Consider the following 14,775-nt stretch of genomic DNA (forward strand, 5'->3'; position numbering starts at 1 on the left):
TCATTGCCCCAGCCGTTCGAGGAGGGCGGGGACGTGCACCTGGTCCGCCTTGTAGTTGCCTGTCAGCATGTACATCATGATGTTGACGCCGGCGCGGAAGGCGTGGTCGCGCTGCACCTCGTCCGGTGGCACGGTCGGCAAGAGCGCCATGCCGTTGGCATCGACTGCCCAGGCGCCGGCGAAATCGTTGCCGGTGATCATGATCGGCGAGACGCCGTCGCCCGCCCGGGCCGGGCGGCTCGGGTCCTCGGCGCGGTCCAGCTCCGCCTCGATCCACAGCGGGCTTCCGGCATAGCGGCCGGGGAAATTGGCGAGCAGGTAGAAGGCCTTGGTCAGGACGTGATCGGCCGGCACCGGCTCCAGCGGCGGAATGTCGAGATTGGCGAGGATCGCCTGGAGGCGTTCGGTGTTCGGGCTCGTCGAATTGCCGTCGAGCGAGACGAACTGGTCGCGGGTATCGAACAGCACCGTGCCGCCGTTGCGCATATAGGCATCGATGCGGCTGATCGCGGCGCTGGTGGGCATTTCGGCGCTGGCGCTCACCGGCCAGTAGATGATCGGGTAGAGCGATAGCTCGTCCCTGGAGATGTCGATGCCGACCGGCTCGCCGGGCTCCAGCGTGGTGCGGTAGGTGAGGAATTCCGTAAGCCCCGCAAGGCCACGCTCGGAAATGCGGTCCACCTCGCCCTCGCCGGTGACGACATAGGCGAGATGCGTCGTGTCGAGCCGCGAGAGGATGTTTTCGTCACCCGGTTTTGCGTCATCCGCGCGGCTTTCGGACGGCAGCGCCGCCAGCGCGCCGGCCATGAGGGCCAGCAGCAGGGCGGCGGTCGCGCCGCGCCGGGGCGCGCGGCGGACGGCGGCGGCGAAGGCCCCGCCCATGAAGAGCACGATGGCGCAGTCGGCGAGCAGCAACAGGGCGGCAAGGGTGAAGAGATGCGGTTTCAGCGACCAGGTCTCCTTGCCGGCGAGCGGCTCGCGGACGGCCGCGCCTTCGGCGACGGCGAGCGGACGGATCTCGTGGCCCGGCGGGAAGAGGTTGTGGGCGACATAGCCGTCCTCCGTGCCGTAGAGGCCGGGCGGGTTGTCGAAGCTGGCGATGGCCCTGGTCGCGTTGGCGGCGGCGAGCGGCTTGGCTTCGCCGGTGGCGGCGGCGAGCGTGCCGTTCGCCGTCATCAGCCGGTAGGGCGGCAGGCCCTGCGTCTCGACCCCATTGCCCGTCGAAACGCCGCCGCCGCGCGAAAGCTGCACGGTGCGGCGGAGCATTTCGACGAAATCGCCTGACAGCGGCAGGTTGGACCAGCCGGTTTCCGCGCTGACGTGGAAGAGCACGATGCGGCCGGAGCCGAGCGGGCCGGTCGTCACCAGCGGCGTGCCGTCGGCAAGGCTTGCCCAGGTGCGCTCGGCAAGATCCGGTGTCGGTTCGGCGAGCACCTGGCGCTTGATCAGGATGTCTTCCGGCGCGCGCATGCCGAAGAACGGGCTGTTCGCCGGATAGGCGGAGAGCGGCTGCGGCTCGGACCAGGACAGCGCGCCGCCGAGCGCCCGTTCGCCCTTGCGCAGCAGGACGGGCACGAGCGGATCGTCCGCCGGGGCGGCGGCGAGGCGCGGGCCGGCGAAGCGGATCAGCATGCCGCCGGCCTCGATCCAGCGGCGCACCGCACCCTGCACATCCTCCGGCAAGCGGCCGATATCGGCCATGATCAGCACGGAGGGGTTCTGCTCCAGAAGCTCGGGAATGGCGACCGAGAGGTCGGCGACGCTCGGCTCGACCAGGTCGGCATAGGGGGCGAGCGCCCGGTTGATATAGTGCAGCGGCGAGAGCAGCGGCTGGCTGGCATCCACCACCTCGCCGGAGAGGAAGGCGACGCGGCGGCGGCGGAAGCCGTCGTCGAGCAGATACGTGCCGCCGGCATTGGCGAGGCCGTCCACGGCGATGCGGGCGAAGTCGTTTCGCAGCTCGAAGGGCGCGGTGATGGTGCCTGATGTCGTGGTGCTGCCTGCGGCGAAATCGGCGGTGCCCGTCGCGATCGGCCGCCCGCGCGAATCGTGCGCCGTCAGCGGCAGGCTGCGCGCCGGGCCGCCGTCGAGGCGGGTGAGGGTGACGGAAAGCGCGTCCGCGCCATTGGTGGCCGCGGTGATGGCGACGGCGGATGCTCCGTCGCTTGCGATCAGGCGGAAATCGGCGGGGACAAGGGATTGCAATGCGGCGACCGTTTCGTCCGTCTCGCCGCTTGCCATGCCGTCGCTGATGAAGGCGAGGGTGCCCGGCGCGGTTCCGTCGAGCGCGGTGCGCAGCGAGGCGACGGCGGCGGCGCGGTCTGCCGGCAACGGGCGGGCTTCGGCGGCGGCGAGGCGGTTGCGGGCCGTCGCGGCATCGACCGGCACGGCGTCGTGCTGGCGGTCGGCGGTCAGCACCAGCGCGATCGGCACGTCGCGGCTTTCCGCGTCGTCGATCAGCGTCGAGGCGGTATCGATGCGCTGCTGCCAGTCGGTGGCGGAGGCCCAGCTGTTGTCGATCACGAGCACGAGGGGGCCGCTGCTGGCGAGCGTGTTGGTGCGCGGGTTGAAGACCGGATCGGCGATGGCGAAGATGATCGCGGCCGCCATCAGCATGCGCAGCAGCGTCAGCCACCAGGGGCTCTGCGCCGGGGTTTCCTCGCGCTTCATGATCGCGGCGAGGATGGCGAAGGGCGGGAAGACCTCGGTCAGCGGCTTCGGCGGCGTCAGGCGCAAGAGCCACCAGATGACCGGCAGCAGCACCAGCGTCGTCAGCACGGCGGGGAACGCGAAGGCGAAGGCACTCATCGGCGGCCCTCCGCCTTCATGGCCGGCATGCCGGAAAGATACATGTGCACGGCGACCAGCGCCTCGGAGGCGAGGCGGTCGGTGCGGTGGGGCACGAAGCTCCAGCCGAGATGGCGCAGGTTGTCGGCCAGCGTCTCGCGCCGCGCAACATAGGCGCGGGCATAGTCGTCCTTCAGCGTCTCGGCGCGGCCGGCGGTGAGTTTCTGGCCGCTTTCCGGGTCGGTGAATTCGGTGCGGCCGACATAGGGAAAAATCTCCTCCGCCGGATCGGCGATTTCTACCACATGGCCGGTGAGGCCCCGGCGGGCGAGGGGGGCGAGGCGGTCCATGACATCCTCGACGGGATCGAGGAAATCGCCGATCAGCACGATGTCGCTGTTGCCGCGGATCATGCCGGTGTCCGGCAGGCCGCCCGTTGCGCCGTTGTGCATGAGGGCGGCGGCGAGGCGTTCGGCGGCGTTGCGCGCGGCGATCGGCTCCATGATGCCGGGGCAGCCGATGCGCTCGCCGGAACGGGCGAGGATTTCGGCGAGCGCCAGCATGAGCACGAGCGCGCGGCTTTCCTTCGAAACGGCGCCGAAGGTGGATTTGTACATCATCGAGGGGGAGAGGTCGGCCCAGACCCAGACGGTGTGGGCGGCCTCCCATTCGCGGTCGCGCACATAGGTGTGGTCGTCGCGGGCCGAGCGCCGCCAGTCGATGCGCGACAGGCTTTCGCCGTCGACATAGGGACGGAACTGCCAGAAATTCTCGCCGATACCGCGCTTGCGGCGGCCGTGCCAGCCGGCGATGACGGTGTTGGCGAGGCGCCGGGCCTCCACCATGCAATCGGGAATGAGGGCGGCGCGGGCCTGCGCCCGCGAGAGCACCTCGCGGGTCGGGGTCGGTTGGACGATCTGGCCGACGGGCGCCATGCGATCAGCCCCGCTCAGCCGCCGGCCTGGCGGACGAGGCCCGCGATGACGTCGCGCACCGACATGCCTTCCGCGCGCGCACCGAAGGTGAGCGCCATGCGGTGTTGCAGCACGGGTTCGGCAAGGGCGAGCACATCGTCGACCGAGGGGGCGAGGCGGCCTTCATAGAGCGCGCGGGCCCTGGCGCAGAGCATCATGGCCTGGCCGGCGCGCGGGCCGGGGCCCCAGGCGACATGCTTGTCGGTGGAGGCGACGCCGTTGCCGGGGCGGGCGGAGCGCACGAGAGAGAGGATGGCGTCGAGCACCTTTTCGCTGACCGGCATCTGGCGGATGAGGGTCTGGATCTCCATCAGCCGCGCGGCGGAGATGGCGGCGCTCGCCTCGGCCTCGTGCACGCCGGTGGTTTCCAGCAGGATCTGGCGCTCGGCGGCAAGCTCCGGATAATCGACGTCGACCTGGAGCAGGAAGCGGTCGAGCTGGGCTTCGGGCAGCGGATAGGTGCCTTCCTGCTCCAGCGGGTTCTGCGTCGCCAGCACGTGGAAGGGTTTCGGCAGGTCGTTGGGCCGGCCGGCGACCGTGACATGGTATTCCTGCATGGCCTGCAGCAGGGCGGACTGGGTGCGCGGCGAGGCGCGGTTGATCTCGTCGGCCATCAGGAGCTGGGTGAAGATGGGGCCGGGTACGAAGCGGAAGGAGCGCTTGCCGTTCTCGTCCTGGTCCATCACCTCCGAGCCGAGGATATCGGAAGGCATCAGGTCCGGCGTGAACTGGATGCGGCTGGAGGAAAGGCCGAGCACGGTGCCGAGGGTGACGACCAGCTTGGTCTTGGCAAGGCCCGGCACGCCGACGAGCAGCGCATGGCCGCCGGAGAGCACCGCGAGCATCGTCTGCTCGACCACGCTTTCCTGGCCGAAGATCACCTTGGCGACCTCCTTGCGGATCAGCGCGATGTCGGAGAGCGCCCGTTCGGCGGCAGCGACCACCGCCTTTTCGTCCAGGCCTGCCTCGGAGGAATTCTGAACGCCCATGGGTCTCTCCACTACCGATCCTAAAATGTTTGGCGAATCGTGGTCTTGCCGCGTCCGCTGCATAGATAGAAAGCTTATTAGCTCACCCGTGGCTGACAAGCGGCCACGAAATGACTATCTCGTGAGTGTATCCACCCTTTCCTCTTCGTGAAGAAGGGCCTCTCGCGGAGATAGGGTTCAACCGGGACGGAACAATGGCAACGGGCGAAATTCGCGAAAGCAACGATGCGGCGGGACTGGCCGCACTGATCGCACGGGCCGGTGCGGAAACCGGCGGGCGCGGCCTGCCGCCGGTCGAGCGCTGGAACCCGCCGTTCTGCGGCGACATCGACATGGAGATCCGCGCCGACGGCACCTGGTTCTATCTGGGAACGCCGATCGGCCGCGCGCCGCTGGTGCGGCTTTTCTCCACCGTCCTGCGCAAGGACGAGGACGGCAGGACCTATCTGGTGACGCCCGTCGAGAAGGTCGGCATCCGCGTCGTCGATGCGCCGTTCCTCGCCGTCGAGATGAATGCGTCGGGCGAGGGGGAGGCGCAAAAGCTCACCTTCCGCACCAATGTCGGCGATGTGGTGGAGGCGGGGCCGGAGCATCCGCTGCGCTTCGTCATCGCGGGCGGAAACAGCGAGCTGAAACCCTATCTCCTCGTGCGCGGACGGCTGGAGGCCCTGGTTTCGCGGGCGATGATGTACGAGCTGGTCGAGCTTGGCGAGACGATCGAGATCGAGGGCGTAGACATGTTCGCGGTGCGCTCCGGCGGTGTGATCTTCCCGGTCATGCCGGCCGCCGAGCTGGATGCGCTCTCCCGATGAGTTTTCCGCCCTACAGCGCCGCCGAGTTCCGTCGCCGGGCATTGGAACAGATGCTGACGCTCGGCGAGGAGACCTGGCGCGAGCATGGCGACAGCCTGCTCAATCCGACCGTCATTCCGCATCTCGAAGGCATGAAGCTGCGCGATGCGGCGGTGTTGATCCCCGTCGTCGACGATGGCGACGAGGCGCGGGTCATCTTCACCCAGCGCACCGCCACCATGCGGAAACATTCCGGCCAGATCGCCTTTCCGGGCGGCGCGGTCGATGACGAGGACGAAGACGTCGAGGCGGCGGCGATGCGTGAAGCCGAGGAAGAGATCAGCCTCGACCGCCGCTTCGTCGAGCCGGTCGGGCGGCTGCCGCAGTACAAGGCGCTGTCGGGCTTTGCCATCACGCCTGTCCTTGCCGTGGTGCAGCCGGGGTTCGAGCTGATGCCCAATCCGGCGGAGGTTGAAAAGGTCTTCGACGTCCCGCTGTCGTTCCTGATGGATCCGCGCAACCACGAGCAGGGCAGCGGCATCTGGCTCGGCGGCGAACGGCATTATTATCGCATGCCCTATGAGGGGCATAATATCTGGGGCATCACCGCCGGCATCGTGCGGGTGATCTATGAAAGGCTTTATGCATGACGTCTGTTTCGGGCGAGGCGTGGTTTGCCGATCCGGCGCTCGTTCGCGTGCTGGCGCTGCTCAACAGCGACGGCGGGGAGGCGCGCATCGCCGGCGGGGCCGTGCGCAACAGCCTGATGGGCCTGCCGGTCGCCGATATCGATATCGCGACGACGTTGCGGCCGGAAGCGGTTGTCGAGCGGGCGAAGGATGCCGGCATCAAGGCGGTGCCGACGGGCATCGAGCACGGCACGGTGACCCTGGTCCTCGACGGCAAGCCCTTCGAGGTGACGACGCTGCGCCGCGACGTCGCCACCGACGGCCGCCGCGCGGATGTCGCATTCGGCACGGACTGGCGGGCGGATGCCGAGCGGCGCGACCTGACGATCAATGCGCTCTATGCCGATGCGGAGGGGACGGTGATCGATCTGGTCGATGGCCTGCCGGATATCGAGAGCCGCACGGTGCGCTTCATCGGCGACGCGGCGACGCGCATTGCGGAAGACCACCTGCGCATCCTGCGTTTCTTCCGCTTCTTCGCGCTCTATGGCAGCGGGCGGCCGGATGCGGAGGGGCTGAAGGTCTGCGCGCGCGCGAAGGACAAGCTCGGCAGGCTTTCGGCGGAGCGGGTCTGGTCCGAGACGAAGAAACTGCTCGCCGCGCCCGATCCCGGCCGGGCGCTGCTCTGGATGCGGCAGGCCGGCGTGCTCACCGCAATCCTGCCGGAGACGGAAAAATGGGGCATCGACGCGATCCCCGGCCTGATCGACGCGGAAAAGGCGTTCGGTTGGCAGCCGGAGGCCATGCTGCGCCTTGCCGCCATGGTGCCGCCGGATCGCGAGCGGTTGAAGGCCCTTGCCGGGCGTCTGCGCCTGTCGAAGGCGGAGGCGGCCGGCCTCGACCATTGGGCGGCCGCGCCGGACATTGCCCCGAAACTTGCCGAAACGGCCTTCGACCGGCTGCTCTACCGCAACGGGCCGCAAGGGTTGATCGCGCGGCTGAAGCTCGCCCTTGCCGGCGCGCGGGCGCGCGGGCTTGGCGATGGCGAGGCGCTTGCCTTCGCCGGCCTCTGCCAGCGGCTCCTGGCCCGGGCGGAAAAATGGCAGCGGCCGTCCTTTCCGCTGACGGGAGCGGATGTGCTTGCCGCAGGCATTCCGGCCGGGCCGAAGGTGGGCGCGGTGCTGGGGGCGATCGAGGAGGAATGGGTGAAGGGGAACTTCAATGAAGGGCGGACGGCGCTGCTTGCCCGGCTGACGGCCGAAGCCGGAGAACGCTGAGGCCGCGGCGCGTGGTTGCTGCAGCTTTAGGCCCTGCCGATACCTCCTTCTCAAGGGGAATGTCGACACAGGGGCCCTGCCGGCGGAAACCATGCCGGCAGGACGGGACCGGTTTTCCGGGGAATGACAGGCCGTCAGGCGGCGTCGGCCGCCTTCTCGTCGACGATGCGTTCCTTGATGTGGTCGACCATGCTTTCCCGGATGATCGCCTCGCCATGGGCGGTGCGCATGTGCTCGACCGCGCGGCGGACGACTTCGGCGTCGTCATTGGCCCGCGTATGCCAGTCGCATCCGGGGACGAGTGAACCGCATTCAAAAAGTCTCATGACCTATCTCCTGTCGTTTCAAGGGAACCAGTGTAGCAGATGGGCCCCGATCGGCCAAATCGAGGCCGGGCGCGGGGTTTCCGGGCGCCGTCTCGGAAAACGACGAAGACCGCCCGGAGTTCCATCTCCGGCGCGCGGCTTCATCGATGTTCCGCAGGCGCCTTTTCAGGCCGCGTCGTCCTTTGCCCAGGCGTCGAAGCAGCAGGACGACTGGAACTGCGCCGGTGTCGTGTGGTGGTCGACGAGGTGGTGCACCACGCCGCTGGCAAGCCGCAGCCGGGCTTCCTCGACGAAATAGGCATGCGGCAGATCCAAGCCGCTCTCGGCACGGATGGTTTCGGCGAAACGATCGAGAAATTCGGGGGATTTCGGGTCACGACCCGTCTGCATTGCCTCTTGTACCGCAATCTTCATGACTGCCTCCTCCATGGACTCATGCAGGCGGCATCATACCACGGAAGGCGTAGATCTGTAATCACAAGGCGGGGAGGCGGCCTCTTAGGGCCAGCGCACCACGGGGGGCAGCGAAGAGAGGATCGATTCGACATTGCCGCCGGTCTTGAGGCCGAAGATGGTGCCGCGGTCGTAGAGCAGGTTGAACTCGACATAGCGGCCGCGCCGCACGAGCTGCTCGTCGCGGTCCTCCTCGGTCCAGCCCTTGTTGAAGTTCGAGCGCACGATGCGCGGATAGACCATGGCGAAGGCGCGGCCGACATCCTGCGTGAAGGCGAAGTCGGCGTCCCAGCCGCCGAGCTCTTCCGGCGAATGGAGCCAGTCGTAGAAGATGCCGCCGGTGCCGCGCGGTTCGCCCCGGTGCTTCAGGAAGAAATAGTCGTCGCACCATTCCTTGAATTTCCGGTGGTCGGCGACGGGATGGCGGTTGCAGGCGATCTCCATCGCCTTGTGGAAGAGCGTGGTGTCCGGGTCGTCCATCACACGGCGGCGGTCGAGCACCGGCGTCAGGTCCGCTCCGCCGCCGAACCAGCGGCTGGTGGTCACGACCATGCGCGTGTTCATGTGCACGGCCGGCACGTTCGGGTTCACCGGATGGGCGATGAGCGAGATGCCGGAGGCCCAGAAGCGCGGGTCCTCGCTGGCGCCCGGGATCTGGCCGCGGAATTCGGGCGAGAATTCGCCGTAGACGGTGGATGTGTGCACGCCGACCTTCTCGAAGACGCGGCCTTCCATCATCGACATGCGTCCGCCGCCGCCTTCGCCGCCGTCGCGCAGCCAGTCCTTGCCGACGAAGCGGCCGGGCTGCATGTCGGAGAGCGGGCCCTGCAGGTCGTCCTCGATCGCCTCGAAGCTGGCGCAGATCGCGTCGCGCAACTGCTCGAACCAGGCGCGAGCGGCGTTCTTTTTCTCTTCGATGTCCTCGGGCAGGCCTTGCGGCAGGTCTGGTCGTTCCATGGTGCTTCCCGCTGACGGGCCGTCCCGCCGAATCACATTTTGGCCACAGTCCAAAACTTTGCGCCGTTTGGCAACCGCGCGCAGGCCATCGGCTGGGGATGGCGGGACTCGCAAAACGCGCGGGAGCGGCTTATGTTTCTTCCGTTGAATGTGCTGCCAGGAGGAAATCTGCATGGCGCGTGTTCCCGGTCCGCCCCCTCTCGAAGGGCTCCGGCGCCATATCGAGCGTCGCCGCCGCGAAAAACCCGCCGGCGAGGGCCATTTCGTCCGCGAGACCTTCTGCCTCGAGCGGCAGGCGGCGCGGGAGAAGGCGCGCGAATGGTTCGACCTCTGGCCGAAGGCCGCCTACTGGACCGAGGTCGAGAGCTGGCGCGCCATGGAGGGCGACCGCATCGAGTTCACCATGCGCCGCCTGCCGAGCGCCGACTGACGCGCTTCATGCCGCAACGGCAACGCGCCGGCTTTCCTGCGTTTGGCCGCCATAGCCCCAGCTATCCATCGCGATGTCGCGGATGACCACATAGGTCACCGGATCGAGATGCGCGCCCAGCGTTTCCTCCAGAAGGGCATAGGCGGCGGTGATGAAGCGGGCCTTCTCCTCCGCCGTGTTCGTGCCCTCGCTGATCAGGATCTCGAAATGGCCGGCCACCTTCTGCCGGCGCGCGCCGATGGTCCAGTCGGCGATCGGCGTTCCCTCGACGAGGACGGCGGTCGCTTCGGCGCGCTTGCCGAGCAGCGTGACGGCAAGGCGGGTCGCCTCGTCCTGGAGGTGCAGGCGCTCGCCGTCGGTCAGGGTCCTGCCGGCAAGGCGGATGTGGAGGAAGGGCATGGTCGTCTCCTGTCTTTCGTTGACGGGATGAGCCTATTGCGCGACTATCGTTTTTAAAATTGAGAAGCATTGCAGGAATAGTTTTGGAAAACTGAATGGTTTCGCCCCGCAACTTCGACATGGACGTGCTGCGCACCTTCGTCACGGGGGTGCGGCTCGGCAGCTTTGCAAAGGCCGCGGAGGCGCTGGGGCGAACGCCGCCGGCCGTCAGCCTGCAACTGAAGAAGCTTGCCGATCTCAGTGGCCAGACGCTTTTCATCAAGCAGGGCCGGGGCCTTGCGCTCACCGATGCCGGCGAGGCGCTGCACGACTATGCGGTGCGCATTCTCGAACTGAACGACGAGGCGATGATGATGCTCGGCTCCAGCCGGGCGCTCGACGGCTGGCTGCGGCTCGGCATACCGCAGGATTTCGCCGAGACGTCGCTGCCGCCGGTGCTCGGCCGCTTTTCGCGGGCGCATCCGAAGCTGCGCGTCGAGGCGCGGGTCGATCGCGGCGCCAAGCTGGTGGCGGCGGTGGAGCGCGGCGACCTCGACATGGCCGTCACCTGGGGCGGGCAGAAGAGCGCGCATTGCCAGCACATCGCCACCCATCCGATCGTCTGGATCGCGGCCAGCGAGGATGCGGTTCCGGCTGGCGAACCGGTGCCGCTCATCGCCTTCGATCCGCCCTGCTCGTTCCGGGCGGCCGCCGTCGACGCGCTTTCGGCGGCGGGGCGGGAATGGCGGCAGGTCTTTGCCAGCCCCGGCCTTGCCGGGCTCTGGGCGGCGGTGACGGCCGGGCTCGGCGTGACGATCCGCACCACGACCGGCATGCCGGCGCATCTGCGCGTGCTCGATCCGCAACGGGCCGGATTGCCGGCGCTCGGCAGCGTCGACCTGATGCTGCACACGGCCGAAGCGACACCCTCCGCGCCGGTCGCGCGCCTGCGCGACATCCTCCTCGACATGCTCGTGAGCCCCACCTGACACGACCGTGATCGGCAAGTTCGATTGACGGCGGCCCGCCGCGCCCCTATCTTGCGGCCATCGTCATCAACAGAAAGGCGCCGTTGCGGTTCAGAAGCACGGCTCACAGTCCTTGTTCGAACTCGCGATTGCTGTCTTCCTTATCCTCTTCAACGGGGTCTTTGCCCTTTCCGAACTTTCCATCGTCTCCGCCCGCAAACCGCGCCTGAAGACCATGGCCGCGCAGGGCTCGCGCGGCGCCGCCGCGGCGCTGAAGCTGGCGGAACACCCCGGAAAATTCCTCTCCACCGTCCAGATCGGCATCACCCTCATCGGCATTCTCGCCGGTGCCTTTTCCGGCGCCGCGCTCGGTGGGCGCCTGCGGGACATCCTCTATGCCGAGGGCGTGCCGGACTGGCTGGCCGATCCGCTCGGCTACGGCATCGTGATCTTCATCATCACCTATCTGTCGGTGGTGGTCGGCGAACTGGTGCCCAAGCAGATCGCGCTGAAGAACCCGGAGCGTTTCGCCGCGCTCGTCGCGCCCTCCATGTCGCTGCTGTCCAGGATCGGCGCCCCGGCGGTCTGGATCCTCGATGCCTCGACGCGGCTGATCTTCCGCCTCACCGGCCAGCACGAGGTCCCAGAAAGCGTCGTCACCGACGAGGAAATCAAGACGATCGTCGCCGAAGCGGAAGCTGCCGGCGTCATCGAGGGCGGCGAAAAGCTGATGATCGCCGGCGTCATGCGCTTTTCCGACCGCGAGGCGCGCGGCCTCATGACGCCGCGCAACGATGTCGACTGGATCGACCTCGGCGACACGGTGGAGGAAATCCACCAGACCCTCAACGAGAGCCAGCATTCCCGTCTGCCGGTCGCCGACGGCGGGCCGGAGACGATCGTTGGCATCGTGCAGAAGCGCGAGCTGCTCTCGGCCGTGCTGGCCGGCCAGCCGCTCGACATCCGCGCTTTCATCCGCCCCGCGCCTATCGTGCCGGACACGATGGATGCGATGCGCGTGCTCGACAAGCTGCGCACTTCCGAAGTGCCGATGATGCTGGTCCACGACGAATACGGCCACTTCGAGGGCGTCATCACGCCCGCCGACGTGCTGGAGGCGATTGCCGGCGTGTTCCGTGCCGATATCGAGGACGGTGACGACGACTATGCCGTGCAGCGCGAGGACGGCTCCTGGCTGATCGCCGGCGCCATGCCGATCGACGAGATGGCCGATCGTCTCGGCCTGCAACTGCCGGCCCGCCGCAGCTACCAGACCGCTGCCGGCCTTGTCATCGAATCGCTGCAGAAGCTGCCGAAGACCGGCGAGGCCACGGAAACCCAGGGCTGGCGCTTCGAGGTCGTCGACATGGACGGCCGCCGTGTCGACAAGCTGCTCGCCACGCGGCTGGACTGAGCCAATCCCGTCAGATGCGATTGTGCGCTCCTGAAGGTCAGGGTTCGAGCAGTCTCGGGCCTGGTCCTTCGGCGGCCAGTTCGTCCAGCGGGTTGCGCAGCGGGCACTCCTGCATCGACAGGCAGCCGCAGCCGATGCAGCCGTCGAGCTGGTTGCGCAGCTTCGTCAGGCGGGCGATGCGCTCGTCGAGCTGGCCGCGCCAGGTTTCCGAGAGCCTGCGCCAGTCGAGGGCCGTCAGCGGCCGGTCGTGCGGCAGTACCGCGAGGGCGTCGGCGATCTCCGAAAGCGGAATGCCGGTGCGTTGCGCCACCTTGATCACCGCCACGCGGCGCAGGATGCTGCGCGGATAGCGCCGCTGGTTGCCGCGGTTGCGCTGGCTGCGGATCAGCCCTTTCGTCTCGTAGAAATGCAAGGTGGAGACCGCGATGCCGCTGCGCTCGGCGACCTCGCCGACGCTGAGTTCCCGGGGCACGCCGGTCCTCGGACATTTTTCCGTCATGGCTGTTGACCTCAACTTAAGTTGAGGTTTTATACCAGCGGCTCCTTGCATTTCCAAGACGGAGCCGACGCATGACTGACAGACTGACCATCGCCCTCATCTATGGCAGCGGCCGCGAAGGGCGCTTTGCCGATACGATCGCGGGATGGCTGGAGCCTGAACTCGCCGGCTTCGGCCAGTTCAACATCGTGCGCATTGACCCGATGGAGCTGGCCTTCACGCCCGGCGGCCTCGACGAGGCCTCGGCAGAGCTGGTCGAAAGCCGGATCTCGCAGGCGGACGCCTTCCTGATCGTCACGCCGGAATACAACCATGCCTATCCGGCCGCGCTGAAGGCGATCATCGATTGCTGCTTCCGCCCCTGGCATGCCAAGCCGATCGCCTTCATCGCCTATGGCGGCGTTTCCGGCGGCCTGCGCGCCGTCGAGCAATTGCGGCTGGTCTTTGCCGAGCTGCACGCGGTGGCGATCCGCGAGACGGTGAGCCTTGCCCATGCCTGGACGCAGTTCGACCCGGTCGGCAACCCCTTCCGCCCCGGCCAGCTCAACGGCCAGCTTGCGGTCCTGATGAAGCGGCTGACCTGGTGGGCCAACGCGCTGAAGGCGGCGCGCATCGCGACCCGCTATGACGAGGCCGCGGCATGAGGCCGGAACACTATGCGACAGCGGAGATCGCCCGCTCCCCGGCGGAGACCCGGCGCAATGCGACGCTGCTCTTCATCAGCACGCTCACCATCATGTCCGGCGCGACGATTTCCGCCTCGCTGCCGGGCATTGCGGCGCGGTTTGCCGATGTCGAGAATGTCGCGCTGCTCAGCCGGCTGGTGCTGACGCTGCCCGCGGTGTTCATCGCCCTCTTTTCGCCTGCGGCGGGGTTTCTCGTCGATCGGTTCGGCCGCAAGCCGCTGCTCGTCGCCTCGCTCGGGCTGTTCGCCATCGCGGGCGCTTCCGGCCTCGTCCTCGATACGTTGCCCGGCCTCCTGGTCGGGCGCGCCGCGCTCGGCATCGCCGTCGGCGGCATCATGACGGCGACGACGGCGCTGGTCGGCGATTTCTTCCAGGGCGCGGCGCGCGATCGCTACATGGGCCTGCAGCAGGCCTTCGTCGGGGTCGGCGGCACGCTTTTCCTCACCGGCGGCGGCTTCCTTGCGGAAGTCCACTGGCGCGGACCGTTCCTCATCTACACGGTGGCGGTCCTGCTGGTGCCGGCGGCGCTCGCCTTCCTGCCGGAGCCGCGCCGCGCGCGGCCGGCCGGCCCCGCCACGGGGGAGGGCAGGCTCGGCGGGCGCGCCGCCGCGCTGCTTGCCCTGCTGTTCCTCGCGGCCGCGGTCAACATGATCGCCTTCTACATGATCCCGACGCAGCTTCCCTTCTACCTCGAAACGCTCGGCTTTGCCGCCCCGAGCCTTGCCGGCACGGCGATCGGCGCGGGCCAGCTCGTCGGCGTGGTGAGCGCGCTTGCCTTCGCGCCGTTCCGGCGCCTTGCCGGCATCATGGGCGTCTTCGGCCTCGGCTTCGTCTCGGCCGGCCTGTCGTTCCTGCTGCTCTCGGGTGCGGAAAGCTATGCCGGCGTGCTCGCCGCCATGGCCGTCTCCGGTGTCTGCATGGGCACGATCATGCCGAATTTCGCGGCCGCCGCGATGCTGCTCGCGCCGCCGGCCCGGCGCGGCCGCGTTTCGGGCCTCCTGGTGTCCAGCATCTTCGCCGGCCAGTTCCTCTCGCCCATCGTCTCGCAGCCGCTGATCGCCGCGTCGGGCTATGACGGCGCCTATGCCCTTGTCGGTGCCGTCGTGCTGGTCTTCGGCATCGTGGCCTTCGCCCTGCGCTGGTTGTGGCCGGGTGATGGCTAGGGCGATTCCCGTAGCCGAGCGAAGCCAGAAGCGCGGAGCGCTTTTGCGATTCGG

16 protein-coding genes are annotated in these 14,775 nt (G+C 68.1%); 8 read left to right on the forward strand and 8 right to left on the reverse strand.

Annotated elements, in window-relative coordinates; genetic code table 11:
• The 3 genes from EV665_RS00525 to EV665_RS00535 are packed head-to-tail and all read right to left on the reverse strand — an operon-like array spanning position 1 to position 4,750.
• Complete coding sequence (locus EV665_RS00525) at positions 1–2,808, reverse strand: DUF4159 domain-containing protein (protein WP_133032707.1); 2,808 nt, start codon at positions 2,806–2,808, stop codon at positions 1–3.
• Positions 2,805–3,722, reverse strand: a complete 918-nt coding sequence (locus EV665_RS00530; protein ID WP_133032708.1) for a DUF58 domain-containing protein — start codon at positions 3,720–3,722, stop codon at positions 2,805–2,807. Before EV665_RS00530 ends, EV665_RS00525 begins: the two co-directional genes overlap by 4 nt.
• A 14-nt stretch (positions 3,723–3,736) precedes the next feature.
• Positions 3,737–4,750: an AAA family ATPase gene (locus EV665_RS00535; RefSeq protein ID WP_064330787.1), complete on the reverse strand. Its 1,014-nt coding sequence runs from the start codon at positions 4,748–4,750 to the stop codon at positions 3,737–3,739.
• A gap of 194 nt (positions 4,751–4,944) precedes the next feature.
• Between EV665_RS00535 and EV665_RS00540 the strand changes: the two genes are divergently transcribed.
• The 3 genes from EV665_RS00540 to EV665_RS00550 are packed head-to-tail and all read left to right on the forward strand — an operon-like array spanning position 4,945 to position 7,447.
• A complete protein-coding gene (locus EV665_RS00540) occupies positions 4,945–5,562 on the forward strand; it encodes a DUF1285 domain-containing protein (RefSeq protein WP_133032709.1) in 618 nt (205 codons plus the stop codon).
• Complete coding sequence (locus EV665_RS00545; RefSeq protein WP_133032710.1) at positions 5,559–6,191, forward strand: CoA pyrophosphatase; 633 nt, start codon at positions 5,559–5,561, stop codon at positions 6,189–6,191. Before EV665_RS00540 ends, EV665_RS00545 begins: the two co-directional genes overlap by 4 nt.
• Positions 6,188–7,447, forward strand: a complete 1,260-nt coding sequence (locus EV665_RS00550; RefSeq protein ID WP_133032711.1) for a CCA tRNA nucleotidyltransferase — start codon at positions 6,188–6,190, stop codon at positions 7,445–7,447. Before EV665_RS00545 ends, EV665_RS00550 begins: the two co-directional genes overlap by 4 nt.
• A 134-nt stretch (positions 7,448–7,581) precedes the next feature.
• On the opposite strand, the gene EV665_RS00555 is transcribed toward EV665_RS00550, so the two are convergent.
• The 3 genes from EV665_RS00555 to hemF all read right to left on the reverse strand — a co-directional run bounded on the left by EV665_RS00555 (position 7,582) and on the right by hemF (position 9,183).
• Complete coding sequence (locus tag EV665_RS00555; RefSeq protein WP_023516291.1) at positions 7,582–7,773, reverse strand: DUF1059 domain-containing protein; 192 nt, start codon at positions 7,771–7,773, stop codon at positions 7,582–7,584.
• Between the two features lie 165 nt (positions 7,774–7,938).
• Positions 7,939–8,187, reverse strand: coding sequence for a hypothetical protein (locus tag EV665_RS00560; protein WP_133032712.1), 249 nt, complete (start codon positions 8,185–8,187; stop codon positions 7,939–7,941).
• 84 nt (positions 8,188–8,271) lie between these two features.
• The gene (hemF, locus tag EV665_RS00565; protein WP_064330782.1) at positions 8,272–9,183 is read right to left on the reverse strand and encodes an oxygen-dependent coproporphyrinogen oxidase; all 912 of its coding nucleotides are present in this window, start codon (positions 9,181–9,183) and stop codon (positions 8,272–8,274) included.
• A gap of 172 nt (positions 9,184–9,355) precedes the next feature.
• Here hemF and EV665_RS00570 point away from each other — a divergent pair, with 172 nt between their 5' ends.
• Positions 9,356–9,613: a hypothetical protein gene (locus EV665_RS00570; RefSeq protein ID WP_064332591.1), complete on the forward strand. Its 258-nt coding sequence runs from the start codon at positions 9,356–9,358 to the stop codon at positions 9,611–9,613.
• Between the two features lie 6 nt (positions 9,614–9,619).
• On the opposite strand, the gene EV665_RS00575 is transcribed toward EV665_RS00570, so the two are convergent.
• Positions 9,620–10,012: a tautomerase family protein gene (locus EV665_RS00575; protein WP_064330781.1), complete on the reverse strand. Its 393-nt coding sequence runs from the start codon at positions 10,010–10,012 to the stop codon at positions 9,620–9,622.
• A gap of 95 nt (positions 10,013–10,107) precedes the next feature.
• On the opposite strand from EV665_RS00575, the gene EV665_RS00580 reads away from it, so the two are divergent.
• Positions 10,108–10,980, forward strand: coding sequence for a LysR substrate-binding domain-containing protein (locus EV665_RS00580; protein WP_064330780.1), 873 nt, complete (start codon positions 10,108–10,110; stop codon positions 10,978–10,980).
• Between the two features lie 112 nt (positions 10,981–11,092).
• Positions 11,093–12,373: a hemolysin family protein gene (locus EV665_RS00585; RefSeq protein WP_133032713.1), complete on the forward strand. Its 1,281-nt coding sequence runs from the start codon at positions 11,093–11,095 to the stop codon at positions 12,371–12,373.
• A gap of 37 nt (positions 12,374–12,410) precedes the next feature.
• On the opposite strand, the gene soxR is transcribed toward EV665_RS00585, so the two are convergent.
• Positions 12,411–12,872 (reverse strand): redox-sensitive transcriptional activator SoxR, encoded by a 462-nt coding sequence (soxR, locus tag EV665_RS00590; protein WP_064330778.1) that lies wholly within the window; start codon positions 12,870–12,872, stop codon positions 12,411–12,413.
• Positions 12,873–12,943: 71 nt separating this feature from the next.
• Here soxR and EV665_RS00595 point away from each other — a divergent pair, with 71 nt between their 5' ends.
• Together EV665_RS00595 and EV665_RS00600 are read left to right on the forward strand one after the other, a co-directional pair.
• Entirely contained in the window at positions 12,944–13,516 is a 573-nt protein-coding gene (locus EV665_RS00595; protein ID WP_064330777.1) for an NADPH-dependent FMN reductase, read from the forward strand.
• Positions 13,513–14,721 carry an MFS transporter gene (locus tag EV665_RS00600; protein WP_084437978.1) on the forward strand — a complete coding sequence of 403 codons (1,209 nt, stop codon included), beginning with the start codon at positions 13,513–13,515 and terminating at the stop codon, positions 14,719–14,721. Before EV665_RS00595 ends, EV665_RS00600 begins: the two co-directional genes overlap by 4 nt.
• The last annotated feature ends 54 nt before the right edge of the window (positions 14,722–14,775 follow it).

The organism is Shinella granuli (assembly GCF_004341885.1).
GTDB lineage: Bacteria > Pseudomonadota > Alphaproteobacteria > Rhizobiales > Rhizobiaceae > Shinella > Shinella granuli.